A 14,314-nucleotide genomic window follows, 5' to 3' on the forward strand; every position below is an offset into this window, starting at 1 on the left:
TCTTCGAGGTTTTGCCGAACATGCAGGTCACGTCGTGACAACACGCGCACCCTGGGCCTGCGACCCCGATCATTCGCGCGGGCGCGAATTCACGGTTGCCGGCGAAACCACGCGCGGCCCCCGCAGCATGTTCCAGCGCGACCGCGACCGGATCATCCACTCGATCGCCTTCCGCCGGTTGCGGCACAAGACGCAGGTGTTCATCGCACCCGATGGCGATCATTACCGGGTACGCCTCACCCACAGCCTTGAAGTCGCGCAGATCGGCCGCGTGATTGCCCGTGCGCTGGGGCTGGACGAGGACCTCACCGAGGCGCTCTGCCTGGCGCACGATATCGGGCATCCGCCCTTTGGCCACGCGGGCGAAGATGCGCTGGAAGAAGCGCTGGCTGGCCATGGCGGCTTTGATCACAACGCCAACACCTTGCGCGTCCTGATGCGGCGCGAAAGCCCCTATCCGCAGCACGAAGGCCTGAACCTCACGTGGGAAGTGCTGGAAGGCCTCGCAAAGCACAACGGGCCTGTTTACGAACCGACCTGGGCGCTGGCCGAACTGGACAGGGCATACCCGCTCGAGCTTAGCCAGCACGCATCGCTGGAGGCCCAGGTCGCGGCGATTTCCGATGATATCGCATATGACAACCACGATATCGACGATGGCCTGCGTGCCGGCTTCCTTACGCTCGATACCCTGCTTTCGCTGCCGTCGCTCGAAAGGCAGTGGCGCGATATCGAGTCTCGCTTTCCCGGCTGCCCGCGCGACAGACTGCTGCGCGAACTGGTGCGGGGACAGATCGGCCGCATGGTCAACGACGTGATCGAGGAGACGCAGCGGCGCCTGAAAGATGCCGGCGTGTCATGTGCGCGCGATGTACGGTCGGCCGGGCAGGCGCTGTGCGGTTTCTCGGCGGCGATGGCGGCGGAGGAACGCACGCTCAAGGCGTTCATGTACCGCACGCTCTATTTGCATGCCGATCAGGTCGAGACGGCGAATCGCGCGCGCGCCGTCATCGCACGTCTGTTCGCCACTTATCGCACGGCCCCGGAAAACCTGCCCGAAAGCTGGCTCTGCTCGCTGCCAGAGGACGAGCCCGCGCGAAGCCGGCACATCGCCGATTTCATCGCCGGCATGACCGACAAGTACGCGATGGATTGCTATGCGAGGCTGTTTGGAGAGCGACCCGAAGGCCTCAGCAACGTCTGACTATCAGTGCTTCTTGTGGATCGCGTCTGAGCCGGCCTGCCCGACGGACTGGATGTCGCCTCCGATGCCCTTGACGGTCTTGCAGGCGGCCGTGCCGAGCACGAGGCTGGCCACCGCGATGGAAAAAATCACCTTGCGTACCATGGTTCTTGTCCCTTTAATCGCGTGGTTAAGTCGCGGGGCCCCGCCGCGATCATGCGTGCCTCTGCCACCGGCAAGGTGAACGCGGTCTGAGCGGGTTCGAAACCGGCGGCACCGGACAGAGGATGACCATATGCGCGAGACGGCAGGTTTCGAGACATTCGACGCGTTCTTCCGGCACTGGGCAGAGGAGCGCCCCGATGCCGTCTCGCACGAGCAGGATGGCCGCCAGACGACCTATGCCCAGCTTGAGGAGTTTTCGCGTCGTTATGCCGCATTCCTGAGCGCGCACGGGGTGATGAAGGGTGATCGCATCGCCTGGATCGGCAAGAACTGCGATCTCTATTTTCAGATGCTGCTGACCTGCGGGCGTATCGGCGTGGTCATGGTGCCGATCGGATGGCGCCTCGCCCCTGCAGAGATGGCCTACATTCTTGAAGATACCCGTGCAAAGCTGGTGTTTGCGGGCGAAGGTTTCGAAGCTGTCGTGCACGAACTTGCCACCGCAGCGCCGCTCAGCCCGCAAGTGATCGAGGAAGGCGCGGCGCGCGCCGCCATCCCCGGGGCGCCCGCCGATCCGATTGTCGCGGCGGAACCGGAAGCGGCCTTTCTCCAGCTCTACACATCCGGGACCACCGGCAAACCAAAGGGCGCCGTGCTCTGCCAGCGCAACTTCATGGGATTGCGGGGACCGGCGCTCGATGCCAGTCTGCCCTGGGCGGAATGGACACCGGACGATGCCATTCTGGTGTGCATGCCCTGCGCGCATATCGGCGGAACAGGTTTGGGAACCATGGCGTTCTGCGGCGGCGCACGTGCGATCGTGCAGGCCGAGTTTACGGCCGAGGGTGCGCTGAGCGCGATCGGTCAGGGGATCACCCGGTTCTTCATCGTGCCCGCTGCGCTGCAGATGCTGATCCAGCATCCCAAAGCCACCGAAACCGATTTCACCCGACTCAAATACGTGATGTACGGCGCGGCCCCGATCCCGTTGGAACTGCTGCGTCAGGCGGTCACCACCATTCCCAACGCCGATTTTATCCAGATGTACGGAATGACCGAGACAACAGGGACCATTGCGGTGCTGCCGCCGTGGGACCATGACCTGGCAGGCAACGAACGGATGCGCTCGGCAGGCAAGGCCTGCCCCGGGGTGGCGATCCGCATCACCGATGCCGCCGGCCACGAGGTTCCTCGCCGCACGGTGGGCGAGATCCAGATCCACTCGCCTGCCAACATGCTGCATTACTGGCAACTGCCCGAGGCGACCGCCAAGACCCTCACCCCCGATGGCTGGGTCTGTACCGGCGATGCCGCCTACATGGACGAGGATGGCTACATCTTCATCCAGGACCGCATCAAGGATATGATCATCTCGGGCGGCGAGAACGTCTATCCGGCTGAAGTCGAAAGCGCGATCTATGGCCACCCGCAGGTTGCCGAAGTCGCGGTGATCGGGGTGCCCGATACCCGCTGGGGCGAGGCGGTGAAGGCCTGCGTCGTCCCGCGCGAAGGATGTGAGGTCGACGAAGCGAGCGTGATTGCCTGGGCGCGTGAGCGCATCGCCGGATTCAAGGTGCCCAAGTCGGTCGACGTGATCCCTGCGCTGCCGCGCAACCCATCGGGCAAGATCCTGCGGCGGACCCTGCGCGAGCCCTACTGGGAAGGGATGGACCGCCAGGTCAACTAGGCCGAGGGGGCGCGCGGTCCTGCCCCGCTTCCGCGCACGTGCTCGCGCCATGCGATGATCAGTCCTGCGGCGATGATGGCTGGCGCACCGATCCACGTCTGCGCCGGGGGGACATGGGCAAACACCAGCCAGCCCCAGAGCGTGGCCCAGCCGAACTGCGAATAGTCCATCACGATCACGCTGGCGACGGTGCCATAGCGCAGCGCAGCAGTCATCAGCAGCTGTGCGGCAAGACCTGTCGCGCCAATCCCGCAGAGCATGGCCCACCCGGCGAGGTCATGATGCGGCAGGCCCGTCCACAGCATGAACAGCGCCATGGGCGGTGTACAGAAAGCGGAAAACCAGAAAACGATGCTGACCGGCTTTTCGGTGCGGCCGAGATCGCGCAGTTGGATCGAGATCAGCGCGACCATGAAAGCCGCGCCGATGCCGGTGGCAAGGCCGATCAAGGGCAGGTGCGCGCGGTCGGGCCCCGCGATGATCACGATGCCGGCAAGCCCCAGCAGTACGGCCGTCCACCGCCACGCGCCGATCTTTTCGCCGAGCAGTACGACCGCCAGCAGCACCGCGAAGATGGGCGCAGTGAATCCGAGGACGGTTGCCTCCGCCAGCGGCAGGATTTGCACCACGCCGAGCGTCAGGAACATGCCAAGCCCGCCGATCAGCGCGCGTCGTGCATGGATCAGGGGGCGATCCGTCTTTAGGCGCCCAACTTCCCCGCGTGCGGCAAGCCAGCCGGACAGGGCAAGGCCAGGAAGGAGTTGCCGCCAGAACAGCGTTTCCGGCAGCCAGATGCCGTGCTCACCCGTGAGCTTCACGAGCAGCAGCATGACCGAAATGGCGACCATCGCGAGCAGGCGCAGGCCAAGCGCATAGATCGGTCGTTGGGCAGGCTGCATGACCCCAGCCATAGGGCAGGGGCCGCGCGGATCAAGCCTCCAGCTTAGAGACAGGCTTCAAGGTAGGCCTGATCGAAGCCGAACATGCGCGCTTTTTCGAGCGTGTAGGGGCGCAGGCCCGAGGGGCGGAACTCGCCGATGATCTTGCCGTCCTCGTTCTCGTCGAGATACTCGAACTTGAACAGTTCCTGCGTCACAATCACATCGCCTTCCATCCCGATCACTTCGGTGATGTTGGTGGTGCGGCGCGAACCATCGCGCAGACGCTTGACCTGCACGATGAGATCGACCGATTCGGCGATCTGGCGGCTGATGGCTTCCTTCGGGATCTTGATGTCGCCCATCAGGATCATGTTTTCCATACGGCCAAGGCATTCGCGCGGGCTGTTGGCGTGGAGCGTACACATCGAACCGTCGTGACCGGTGTTCATCGCGGCGAGCAGATCGAAACACTCCGCACCGCGAATTTCGCCCAGGATGATGCGGTCAGGACGCATACGCAGCGCGTTCTTCACAAGGTCGCCGATGGTGATTGCGCCCTGGCCTTCAAGGTTGGGCGGGCGGGTTTCGAGCGGGAGCCAGTGCGGCTGCTGCAGGCGAAGTTCGGCCGCGTCTTCGATGGTCAGCACGCGCTCGCCCGGGTCGATCATCTTCGACAAGGCGTTGAGCATGGTGGTTTTACCCGAGCCAGTACCGCCCGAGATGACGATGTTCATGCGGCAGGCACCCGCGATCTTGAGCGCGGTGCACATCTTGTCGGACATCGAACCGAAATCGCGCAGCATGTCGAGCGTGATCGGCTTTTCGGAAAACTTACGGATCGAGATCGCGGTGCCGCGCAGGGAAAGCGGCGGCACGATCACGTTGACGCGGCTGCCGTCCTTGAGGCGGGCGTCGGCGAGCGGCGTGGTCTGGTCGACGCGGCGGCCGACCTGGTTCACGATGCGCTGGGCTATCTGGAACAAGTGGCTTTCATCGCGGAACCGGATCGGCGCGATGACCAGCTTGCCCTTCTTTTCGATGTAGGTCTGCTCGGGGCCATTGACCATGATATCGGAGATTTCAGGGTCGTTGAGCAGCTCCTCGAGCGGACCGAAGCCCAGCAGTTCGTCGATCAGCACCTTTTCCAGGGCGAACTGCTCGCGCCGGTTGAGCGTGACCTTGAGCTCGGCCAGCACTTCCATGATGATCGGGCGGAATTCTTCGGAAAGCTCTTCCTTGGTCAGCGTTGCCGCCGCCTCGGGATCGACGCGCTCGAGCAGGCGCGGCAGCACCTGTTCCTTGATCTTGTGGACAGAGGCTTCGAAGCCCTCCGCTTGATAGCCGGGCTCGGCAACGCCGTTCGCGCGGTCGGCAAGGCGGGTCAGCGCGTCGGACTTGTTGTTGGGACCGGCTTCAGGGGCATCCATGGCCGGGAGTGGCGGGAACTGCTCCCCTCCCATCGGCACCGGAATGGGTGCTGCCGAACCTTCGCCCGACTTCATCGGACGCGCCACGCCGAACGACGGGCGCATGGCAGTGCTGCCCCCGCTGACTCCGGACTTGCGGCCAAATGCGCTCATGCAGATTTCCCTGTTCTCGTCGCGGAAGGCTTGCACTGGCAATGGTCAGCACGAACTTCCGATGCGTGGTGAATACCGCCGAAACCTTCAGGATTTCCTAAACGGGTCCCAAAATGGTCATTCTGTGCCGAAAGGGGGCACCACGCGGCGGCAATCTGCAGGGCGGATAGCCGGAGCAGGGGTCGTGCGAAGATAGGCGCGAAGGTATACGTCATTGTTAATAAGGCGATAATTGGCCGAAAGGTAGTCTGTGAAAGGCTTGTCCTGGCCAAAGAACTGCATTGTATCGAAATCGATCGGTCGCGTGATGAAATTGGGCTCGTGGTTCTCGACCAGGATCAGACCGGGCGCTGCGCAGACCATGTCTGCATAATTATCCCGGCGCACCGACTTCTCGAGCGCGAGCAAAGCCGGCGTTTCAGCATGATCGGCGCGTGCGCGGCCGAAAGCGGGCAACATCCATAGCGCGCCAAAGCGACTTGCCCAGATGCGGTGTCGGTGTTCGACTGCAGGCCAGCCCCACATCGGGTTACTTGCCATGATGAGCACACCCGAACCGCGCGGGATCATGTCAACGAAGCGGCCGACATAGGGCTCGCGTTCGTTGTCATAGGGCCGCTCGAGGAAACTGAACGAGAGATAGAGCGCGATAACCACGCACACGAGAGGCTTTGCGGCAAGATCGGCGATACGTTGTCCTTGCGCCCAGCCGAGGCTGGAGAGGAGCATCAACATCATGCCAGAGACCGGCACCGCATGGTATTGCCAGCCTTTGCGCTGAAGCAGGTAGGCCGCGAAGAACGCGAGGGCCGAAAGCGCAAAGACCTGCATCTCGGGCCGTTCGCGCATCAGGCGGGGCAGGCCGATGGCAGCGATGAGGGCAAGTTCGAGTGCCCAGAACGCCTGGATCGGTTCGTCGAACCACATCCACACCGGCGTCTCGAAGCCGAAGTATGCGGCCTGAACCATCGGTACCATCACGGTAAGGAAGGCGGGTGTCAGAGTTAGAACGGCGGCGGCATAGGCGCTGCCCAAAGCGGTCAGGATCAGCGTTTCGGGCCTCAGGGGTCGCCAGCCGCGGCGCAGGTTCCAGATCAGCAGCACCTCCAGGCCAAGCGGCGCCAGCACGAAGTAGTGCTTCAGCGCAAAGCCGGGCGCGGCGAGGAGGCCGATCGCCCCCGCGAGAACAAGCGAAGGGCGCTCCCCCCGGATCCGGGCGGCGATCAGCAGAGCGTAGGGAATCGCACCAATCAGCAGGATCTGTTCGCGCTGGCCAAAATCGTAGATCGAGGTGAACAGGCCGACCAGCAGGGTCATCACCATGGCGAAGGCGCGTTCACGCGGGCCATCGAAACAGCCGATGCGGCCGACCAGCAGGGCCGAGGCGAGCGCGATCAGCAGGATGAACCAGACCAGGATCGTGGGCGCCGGGAGAGCAAGTGCGGCGGCAATCCGGTGCACGGGCATGGCCATCCAGAACCACAGCGGCGGATTGATTTCGTTGATCTGGCTGTAGAGTTCGGCGCCGCCCAGCATCTGGCGGGCGATCCACAATTGCCAGATGACGTCATGCGTCAGAGGCAGGTGGCGCATCGCCACGAAGAGCAGCGCCGCGAAGGGCACGACGATCATCTCGCCGAGCAGGCTCTGCGGCGTGGTGGTTTCGGGAGAGGTCGCGAACACGAAGCTGCGCGAAATGAAATAGAACGCCACCGAATAGGTCACGATGCCGGCAAGGTGGATCAACGGCGAGCCGGCGTGGCCGGCGCGGATGCCGATCATCACCACCCCGAAGTTGAGGGACCAGGCCAGCGCGAAACCGGCAAGATAGCGCGCGATCTCGCCAGCGTTGACCCGGCCCTCCACCCCGAAGGTCCATTTCCGATTGGCGATGAAACCAACCGTGAGGCCGGCGGCAAAGCCGGTGAGATTGGCGGCTATGTCCGAGAGGCCAAGGCGCAGCGCGAGGACCAGCACCGAAAAGCCCACCACCGAATTGGCGACGCCGGTGATGGCGAAGCGGAGGATCGGCGGCAAGTTAAGGGCAGAGCGCCCTTCGGACGAAGCGACGGGCGGACCCTCGGCCATTCAGCTGCCGACCAGATGGTACTGCGCACCGAAGGGAAGCCAGCCCAGAAACCGTTCCAGCGGACGCAGCAGCGCGAGCGCCGGCGGGAAGAACAGACAGAACTTGCGGTCCGTGCGGATGAAGCCGCCGGCCTTGAGGCGGCGGTTCATCTCACCCGCGCCGATCAGTACAGCATCGCGGTCGAACTCGCAGCGAGCGACGGCGAGGCGGGTCAACGGATTGAGCGGGTTGTGCTCGAACAGCACGAGCAGGCCGTCCGGACGCAGCACCCGGCGGAGTTCCCTGAGCAGCGCGATATGGTGCTCGGCCGGAATATGATGGAACACGCAGGCGATGAACACGCAGTCGAGGCTCGCTTCGGGCAGCGGCACGTGGAAGCCGTCATAGGCCAGGGTGCGTACATGCGGTATGGCCTGCGCATCGACGAGGTCGAGGCTGGCGCGCGAGACGTCGAGCGCAATGATCTCGGCTTCGGGAAACGCCTTGTGCATGGGGCGCAGGGCGTTGCCGATGCCGGCACCGAAATCCATGATCACGCGGGGACTGCGGCCGCGTTCGCGCCAGAGCTGCTGGACGTATTCGATCTTGTAGCTGGCGAAATAATCGAGCGCCTCTTCCGAAACGCCAGTCGAATGCGCATGCTGCGCGCGGTAGTCCTGCGCCACCTGGTCGAATTCGGCCGTGCCGGGCACAGTCAGAACCTCACCCATTGACGCGCTCCCGGATGTTTTCGTGGAGCTGATGGACGGCGTTGCCGCGCGCCCCGCGCACCCCGTGGACCTCGTCAATGATGTAGAGCGGACGGCGCTTGGCTTCCATGTACATGCGGCCGAGGTACTCGCCCATGATCCCAAGGATCATGAGCTGGGTCGAACCGAGCACGAGGATGATCGCAAGCGTCGAGGTCCAGCCGCTGATCGCGTAGCCCATGACCCAGGCGCCGAGCACATAGCCGAGCATCAACATGGCGCCGAGGCCCGCACAAACGCCCATCCACGAGGCGATGCGCAAGGGAGCGACCGAGAAGCTCGTGATGGCGTCGATGGCGAAGGAAATCATCTTGTGCAGCGGGTACTTCGTCTCGCCGGCAAAGCGGGCGTCGCGGTCGTACTGCAGCGCGGCCTGCTTGAAGCCGACCCAGCTGACCATGCCGCGCACGAAGCGGTAGCGCTCCGGCATGGCCTGGAGGACATTGAGCACGCGGCGGGTCATCAGGCGGAAATCGCCGGTATCGCGCGGAATGTCGACGTCGACGAGGCGGTCAAGGAGGCGGTAGAAGGCCGCTGCGGTTGCGCGCTTGAAAGCGGTCTCGCCATCTCGCTTGCGGCGCTGGCCATACACGACATCGTTGCCAGCGCGGATGAGTTCAAGCATCGGACCGATCAGTTCAGGCGGGTCCTGCAGATCGGCGTCGAGGATGAAGATGAGTTCGCCGGCAGCCTGCGCGAGGCCTGCCGTAAGGGCCAGCTGGTGGCCGTGGTTGCGGGCAAGGTTGACGCACAGGACGCGCGGATCGGCATCGGAAAGGGCGACCATCCCGGCCCAGGTTGCATCCCGCGAACCGTCGTTGACGAGAACGATCTCGAAATCCTGCGCAAAGTGCGGTTCGATGGCGGCGACAAGCCGGCGATGCAGTTCCTGCAGGCCTTCGGCTTCGTTGTAGCAGGGAATGACAACCGAAAGCGCCGGCCCATGCAGCCCGGCTACCGCTTCCCGTCCGGGCTCCTGATTCACCATCAATCCGCCTCCTGCCATGCGGCGAGCATTACGCAAAGTCTGGTAAACATGTCGTAAACAAGCCTTAACCTGCGCTGCGTTGCAACCCCATGGCATTGATAATGGAACATGACCAGTATCGGGGGTTGCGTGAGCGCGAAACAATCGCAAAGACGCGGGGTGACGGGGAGAGGCTAGTTGCGCAACCAGACGAGAGACGGATTGCTGCTGGCCCTTGGCGGTTTCGCGCTGCTCTCCACCGGCGACACGCTGGTCAAATCGATGGCCGGTCTCTGGCCGGGCCCGGCGATTGCCGCCCTGCGCTATGTATTCGGTACCGTGGGGTTAGGGGCGATCCTGCTCTGGCGCGAGGGATGGGCCGGTTTTCGCATGGACAAGCCGGGCTGGCACGCGGCGCGGGGGTTCGGCGTGGCCTTTTCGGCGACGACGTTCTTCACGGCGGTTCAGATCATGCCGATTGCCGAGGCTACGGCGATTTCCTTCACCAGCCCGATGGTCACGGCGCTGCTGGCCGCCGCGCTGATCGGTGAGCCGATGCGGCGCCAAACCTGGATCGCGAGCCTTGTCGCCTTTGCCGGGGTGCTGGTCGTGCTGCGGCCCAATTTCGCCGCGATCGGTCCAGCGGCCGTGCTGCCGCTGTTTGCCGCGATGGGCATGTCGCTGCTGATCATCGGCAACCGCGCGGTGCTTGGGCGCGGCTCGGCTCTGGCGATGCAGGTTAATGTCGCGATCTTTGCCACACTGTTCCTGCTGGCCTTCACGCTGATCGGGCATTTCAGCGGCATTGCCATGCTGCACGTGGGGATGCCGCCCTGGAGCGTCGTGGCCAAGAGCGCGACGATCGGCATCACCGGGAGTTCGGCGCATGCTTTGATCTATATGGCAACCTCGCGCGCGGGCGCCGCGACGGTCGCGCCGATGACCTATTTCCAGCTGATCATGGCCGGGTTCTATGGCTGGCTGCTGTTTCACGAGACGCCGGATGCGGCTGCGCTGGTGGGGGCGGCGATCATTGTCGGCGCAGGCCTCTACCTCTGGCGGGCCGGCCGGGTAACCGACGAACCGCGAGGCACCGAGTAGCCGTGGCAGACGCCTGTTGGCTCTGCGAGCGGCCACTGGGACACAAGACCGAATGGCATCACCCGGTGCCGAAGAGCCGGGGCGGGCGGATAACGGTGGCGCTGCATCCGATTTGCCACCGCACACTGCACGCGCAGTTCAGCAACGGCGAGCTGGCCCGGATAGGGCTTGATCCGGAACGGCTGCGGGCTGATCCGGTGGTCGCAAAGTTTGTCGCGTGGGTGGCAAGCAAACCGCCCGACTTTCACGCGCCGACTGCTCGCAAGCGTTAGAACAGGTCGAGCAGCGGCTGCAGGCTTTCGAGCAGCACTGCAGGTCGGTCACGTTCCGGAAGCTCGGCGCCTTGGGCCATGATGCCCGTCGCCATCCCCACCGAAAGCGCGCCGACGGCATTTGCCATGCGCATCTCTAGCGCCGGATCATCGCCCACCACGACCATCTGCTTCGCTGCGCTGCGCGGCAGCCCCATCAGCAGCCGCGCCGTATCGAAGGCGACGCGTGAAGGTTTGCCCAGGATGCGCGGGCGCTTGCCGGTCATCGCGGTGAGCATGGCGTTGATCGGATAGCTGGCACCGATCGCGCGGCCGTTGGCCGTAGCGAAGAAGGGGACGTTGCTGGCGGTGAGCAGCCTGGCACCCTTCCACAGCGAATCGCAAGCGGCTTCAAGCGCGGGAAAGTCGAACTCGCGGAACCACCCGGTGTAGACGGCTTCGACCCCCTCGGCGGTTTCGTCCGGCCCCACGACATCGAGCCCCGCATCCTCGAGCGGAGCACGGCAACCGGGATTGCCGAGCACGCGCACCTTGCCAATGCCGGAGCGCTTCAGCCAGTCGGCGGTGGACGATGAAGGCGTGAGCATCTGGGCATCCTCCACCGGGAAACCCGCCTTGCGCAGGGATGCGGCATAGGCAGCAGGCGGCTTGGCCGTGCCATTGGTGAAGACCACATAGGGCGTGCCGCGCGCTTTCAGCGCTTCGAGCAACGCGACGGCGTGGGGCAGGGCATTGTGCCCGCCGCTCTGCGCATCGCCGAGCGCGATTGTGCCGTCCATGTCGAAGATGAAACCGGCGGCGTCCTTCAGCCGGACGGCATGCTCGTGGGAAATGGTCACAGACTGGCTCCGGCGTGAAGGGCAAGGCGGAAGGATCCGCGCTCGATAACGAGGTCGCGCGCGGTCGGCTTTGCCGCAAGCTGCCGCAGCAAGGCGATCACCGGTGCGGCTTCTGGTGTATACGTGGCGCGCGAAGGGCCGGCGGCGAGCATCGCATCGACTTGCTCGGGCGGCATGACCGCACGCAGAAGAAATTCCTCGTCGGGCATGGCATGGCCAAACTGGCGGCGCAGATCGCCGAGCGCGGGGAAGGTCGGCTCGTTCTCCAGCTCGCGGGCGCGCGGGCGGTCCATGATCGCGGCGAGGACATCGCGGTCGATGGGCGAGGTGGGCTTGCCGAACTTGCCGAGGCAGTAGCGGATCACCTGATCGGAGACTTGCGCGTAGCGGCGCTCGCCGATCACGTTGAACAGCGCCTGGCTCATGACCATTTGCGGGAAGGGCGTCACCATGATCGGATAGCCGAGTTCGGCGCGGACCTGCTCGGTCTCGGCGATCACGGCGGGGAGGCGGTCGGACAGACCGAGTTCGGCGAGCTGGCGCGCGGTCGTCGTCATCACGCCGCCCGCGATCTGGTGGCGCAGGAAGCTGGCATCGAAGTTCTGCGGCTGCCCGAACGGGAGGTTTTCGGCGAGCGCAGTGCGGTTCCAGTACGAAGTCAGCTTCGCCAGCGCCGCGCGGTCGATGTCGACGGTGTGGCCCGCCTCGTCGAGATTGGCGAGCATGCGGTTCGCTTCGGGCAGCGAAGAGCCATCGCCCGCCGCGCCGATGCCGACATGGATCGCCGAAATCCCGAGCTTCGCGGCTTCGAGGCTGGAAAGCATGCCCTGACCGATGGTGGTGTGGGCGTGGATTTCGAGCGGGCGATTCCCGATGGCGGCCTTCACCGCCGGCACTAGTGTCCGCACCCGATCGAGCGAGAGCAGGCCCGACGGGTCCTTGATGTAGAACAGGTCGACATCCGGGCTCTGACCCACCGCGCGGGCGAAATCGGCATAGAACTGGTCGGTGTGGAATTCGGACAGAGTGAAGGTGAGGGCGCACATCACCTCGGCGTCGCCCTCTTCCTTCACGAGGCGCGCGGCTTCGACGACGGCCGGGACTTCATGCATCGGATCGAGCAGCACGAAGCGGCGCACGCCATTCACCTGCAACGCGCGATAAACGAGGCGCATGAACTCAGGGTCCGCCTGTTGCCAAGCAATGAAGCGCAGGCCGGTTGTGATGAACTGCAATGGCGTTGTCGGCATCGCGGCGGCCATGCGGCGCAGGCGTTCCCACGGGTTGTTCCGAAAGTAGCGAACCGCGACGGCCATGTGGCTCGACGAGGTGAAGTCGATGGCGCGGAAGCCGCAGGCCTCGGTCAGCGCGGCAGCCTGCAGCATGTGCGCGGTGTTGAGCCCGGTCGCGCCCCACAGGCTCTGGTTGCCATCGCGCATGGTCACGTCGACCAGCTTGAGCGTTGTCATGATGCGAGCCCTGTCAGAAATCCGGTGTCGACGCCGCCTGCTGCAAAACGCGGATCGGAAGCGATGCGGGCGTGGAGCCCGGCAGTGGTCGGCACACCCTCGATACGGATGCGCGCAAGAGCGGCCTGTAGCCGGATGACCGCCTCTTCGCGGCTTGCGCCATGGACGATCAGTTTACCGAGCAGCGAATCGTAGAACGGCGGCACTTCGCCTCCGGCGGCGATATGGGTATCGACGCGAATACCGGGGCCGGCCGGCCATGCAGCGCGGGCAATGCGTCCGGGTGCAGGGCGGAAGTCGGCATCCGGGTCTTCGGCGTTGATACGGACCTCGATGGCGTGGCCCACCGGGCGCACCATAGTCTGTGTCAGCGCGAGCGGCTTGCCAGCAGCGATCAACAATTGCTGCTCGACCAGATCAACTCCGGTGATCGCCTCGGTTACCGGATGTTCGACTTGGATGCGTGCGTTGAGTTCGAGGAAATAGAACGAGAAGTCCGTCGCATCGACGAGGAACTCCGCCGTACCCGCGCCGCGATAGCCGATATGCTGCGCAAGGCGGACCGCAGCATTTTCGATACCGGCGCGCGCTTCTTCCGGCATGGCGGGGGCGGGGGCCTCTTCGACCAGTTTCTGGAAGCGGCGCTGGATCGAGCAATCGCGGGTGCCGAGGTGGATGGAATGGGTGCCATCGCCGAGCAGTTGCACTTCGACATGGCGGCCTTTGGCGACAAAGCGTTCGACGTAGACGGCGCTGTTGCCGAACGCGGCCTGAGCTTCGGCCTGCGCCATGTCCAGCGCGGTATCGAGATCTTCGGCGCGGTCAACGCGGCGCATGCCCTTGCCTCCGCCACCGGCAACGGCCTTGAGGAGAAGCGGATAGCCGGTTTCGGCCGCGCGGGCATGGACCGCCTCACGCGTCGCCGCCGCGCCGCCGGGGAGGACCGGCAGGCCGGCCTCGAGCGCGAGGGCGCGAGCAGCGAGCTTGTCACCCATGCCTTCGAGCGTCGTGATATCGGGGCCGACAAAGCGGATGCCAGCGTCGCTCACGGCCTTGGCGAAGGCGGCGTTTTCGGAAAGGAAGCCGTATCCGGGATGCACCGCATCGCATTTTGCCGCGACCATGGCGGCCACGACCGCGGGAATGGCAAGGTAGCTCTGCGAGGAAGGTCCGGGGCCCAGCAGCACGGTCTCGTCCGCCATGAGCGCAGGAAGCGAGGCAGCGTCGGCGCTGGAGACGCCGAGCACGGTGGTGATTCCCATCGCCCGGGCGGTGCGGATCACGCGCAGCGCAATCTCGCCGCGATTGGCTATGAACAGTCGGCGGATCATC

General features: G+C 64.6%; 13 protein-coding genes. 4 read left to right on the forward strand and 9 right to left on the reverse strand.

The window, feature by feature from the left end; all coding sequences use genetic code 11:
* The first annotated feature begins 34 nt into the window (after positions 1 to 34).
* The gene (locus tag AQZ52_RS12110) at positions 35 to 1,204 is read left to right on the forward strand and encodes a deoxyguanosinetriphosphate triphosphohydrolase (protein ID WP_067910987.1); all 1,170 of its coding nucleotides are present in this window, start codon (positions 35 to 37) and stop codon (positions 1,202 to 1,204) included.
* Between the two features lie 3 nt (positions 1,205 to 1,207).
* Here AQZ52_RS12110 and AQZ52_RS12115 read toward each other — a convergent pair whose 3' ends face one another.
* Entirely contained in the window at positions 1,208 to 1,348 is a 141-nt protein-coding gene (locus tag AQZ52_RS12115) for an Entericidin EcnA/B family protein (RefSeq protein WP_067910993.1), read from the reverse strand.
* Between the two features lie 130 nt (positions 1,349 to 1,478).
* Between AQZ52_RS12115 and AQZ52_RS12120 the strand changes: the two genes are divergently transcribed.
* A complete protein-coding gene (locus AQZ52_RS12120) occupies positions 1,479 to 3,035 on the forward strand; it encodes a long-chain-fatty-acid--CoA ligase (protein ID WP_067910997.1) in 1,557 nt (518 codons plus the stop codon).
* Here the strand turns inward: AQZ52_RS12120 and AQZ52_RS12125 are convergent.
* The 5 genes from AQZ52_RS12125 to AQZ52_RS12145 form a co-directional block, all read right to left on the reverse strand.
* The gene (locus AQZ52_RS12125; RefSeq protein ID WP_240481616.1) at positions 3,032 to 3,934 is read right to left on the reverse strand and encodes a DMT family transporter; all 903 of its coding nucleotides are present in this window, start codon (positions 3,932 to 3,934) and stop codon (positions 3,032 to 3,034) included. The two genes, AQZ52_RS12120 and AQZ52_RS12125, sit on opposite strands and share 4 nt — an antisense overlap.
* Positions 3,935 to 3,978: 44 nt before the next feature.
* Positions 3,979 to 5,496 (reverse strand): TadA family conjugal transfer-associated ATPase, encoded by a 1,518-nt coding sequence (locus AQZ52_RS12130; RefSeq protein ID WP_082697912.1) that lies wholly within the window; start codon positions 5,494 to 5,496, stop codon positions 3,979 to 3,981.
* A gap of 117 nt (positions 5,497 to 5,613) precedes the next feature.
* On the reverse strand, positions 5,614 to 7,584 hold the full coding sequence (locus AQZ52_RS12135; RefSeq protein WP_067911003.1) for a GtrA family protein: 1,971 nt from the start codon (positions 7,582 to 7,584) through the stop codon (positions 5,614 to 5,616).
* Positions 7,585 to 8,295: a class I SAM-dependent methyltransferase gene (locus tag AQZ52_RS12140; RefSeq protein ID WP_067911008.1), complete on the reverse strand. Its 711-nt coding sequence runs from the start codon at positions 8,293 to 8,295 to the stop codon at positions 7,585 to 7,587.
* Positions 8,288 to 9,322 carry a glycosyltransferase family 2 protein gene (locus AQZ52_RS12145; RefSeq protein ID WP_205626474.1) on the reverse strand — a complete coding sequence of 345 codons (1,035 nt, stop codon included), beginning with the start codon at positions 9,320 to 9,322 and terminating at the stop codon, positions 8,288 to 8,290. Before AQZ52_RS12145 ends, AQZ52_RS12140 begins: the two co-directional genes overlap by 8 nt.
* A 177-nt stretch (positions 9,323 to 9,499) precedes the next feature.
* Here AQZ52_RS12145 and AQZ52_RS12150 point away from each other — a divergent pair, with 177 nt between their 5' ends.
* The gene (locus AQZ52_RS12150; RefSeq protein ID WP_067911011.1) at positions 9,500 to 10,402 is read left to right on the forward strand and encodes a DMT family transporter; all 903 of its coding nucleotides are present in this window, start codon (positions 9,500 to 9,502) and stop codon (positions 10,400 to 10,402) included.
* Positions 10,403 to 10,404: 2 nt separating this feature from the next.
* Entirely contained in the window at positions 10,405 to 10,674 is a 270-nt protein-coding gene (locus tag AQZ52_RS19110; RefSeq protein WP_082697914.1) for an HNH endonuclease, read from the forward strand.
* On the opposite strand, the gene AQZ52_RS12160 is transcribed toward AQZ52_RS19110, so the two are convergent.
* From AQZ52_RS12160 to AQZ52_RS12170, 3 genes are read right to left on the reverse strand one after another with little or no spacing between them, the layout of a single operon-like run.
* Entirely contained in the window at positions 10,671 to 11,513 is an 843-nt protein-coding gene (locus AQZ52_RS12160; protein WP_067911017.1) for an HAD-IIA family hydrolase, read from the reverse strand. The genes AQZ52_RS19110 and AQZ52_RS12160 overlap by 4 nt on opposite strands.
* Entirely contained in the window at positions 11,510 to 12,982 is a 1,473-nt protein-coding gene (locus AQZ52_RS12165) for a biotin carboxyl carrier protein (RefSeq protein WP_067911020.1), read from the reverse strand. Before AQZ52_RS12165 ends, AQZ52_RS12160 begins: the two co-directional genes overlap by 4 nt.
* A complete protein-coding gene (locus AQZ52_RS12170; protein WP_067911023.1) occupies positions 12,979 to 14,313 on the reverse strand; it encodes an acetyl-CoA carboxylase biotin carboxylase subunit in 1,335 nt (444 codons plus the stop codon). The genes AQZ52_RS12165 and AQZ52_RS12170 overlap by 4 nt, the downstream gene beginning before the upstream one ends.
* Position 14,314 lies beyond the last annotated feature (1 nt).

It is taken from the genome of Novosphingobium fuchskuhlense (assembly GCF_001519075.1).
Classification (GTDB): domain Bacteria; phylum Pseudomonadota; class Alphaproteobacteria; order Sphingomonadales; family Sphingomonadaceae; genus Novosphingobium; species Novosphingobium fuchskuhlense.

Excerpts from the sequence above, each read along its gene's own strand:
- AQZ52_RS12130 (WP_082697912.1), bottom strand. The coding sequence starts at position 5,496 with ATGAGCGCATTTGGCCGCAAGTCCGGAGTCAGCGGGGGCAGCACTGCC.
- AQZ52_RS12135 (WP_067911003.1), bottom strand. The coding sequence starts at position 7,584 with ATGGCCGAGGGTCCGCCCGTCGCTTCGTCCGAAGGGCGCTCTGCCCTT.
- AQZ52_RS12115 (WP_067910993.1), bottom strand. The coding sequence starts at position 1,348 with ATGGTACGCAAGGTGATTTTTTCCATCGCGGTGGCCAGCCTCGTGCTC.
- AQZ52_RS12145 (WP_205626474.1), bottom strand. The coding sequence starts at position 9,322 with ATGGTGAATCAGGAGCCCGGACGGGAAGCGGTAGCCGGGCTGCATGGG.
- AQZ52_RS12125 (WP_240481616.1), bottom strand. The coding sequence starts at position 3,934 with ATGCAGCCTGCCCAACGACCGATCTATGCGCTTGGCCTGCGCCTGCTC.
- AQZ52_RS12120 (WP_067910997.1), top strand. The coding sequence starts at position 1,479 with ATGCGCGAGACGGCAGGTTTCGAGACATTCGACGCGTTCTTCCGGCAC.
- AQZ52_RS12165 (WP_067911020.1), bottom strand. The coding sequence starts at position 12,982 with ATGACAACGCTCAAGCTGGTCGACGTGACCATGCGCGATGGCAACCAG.
- AQZ52_RS12170 (WP_067911023.1), bottom strand. The coding sequence starts at position 14,313 with ATGATCCGCCGACTGTTCATAGCCAATCGCGGCGAGATTGCGCTGCGC.
- AQZ52_RS12140 (WP_067911008.1), bottom strand. The coding sequence starts at position 8,295 with ATGGGTGAGGTTCTGACTGTGCCCGGCACGGCCGAATTCGACCAGGTG.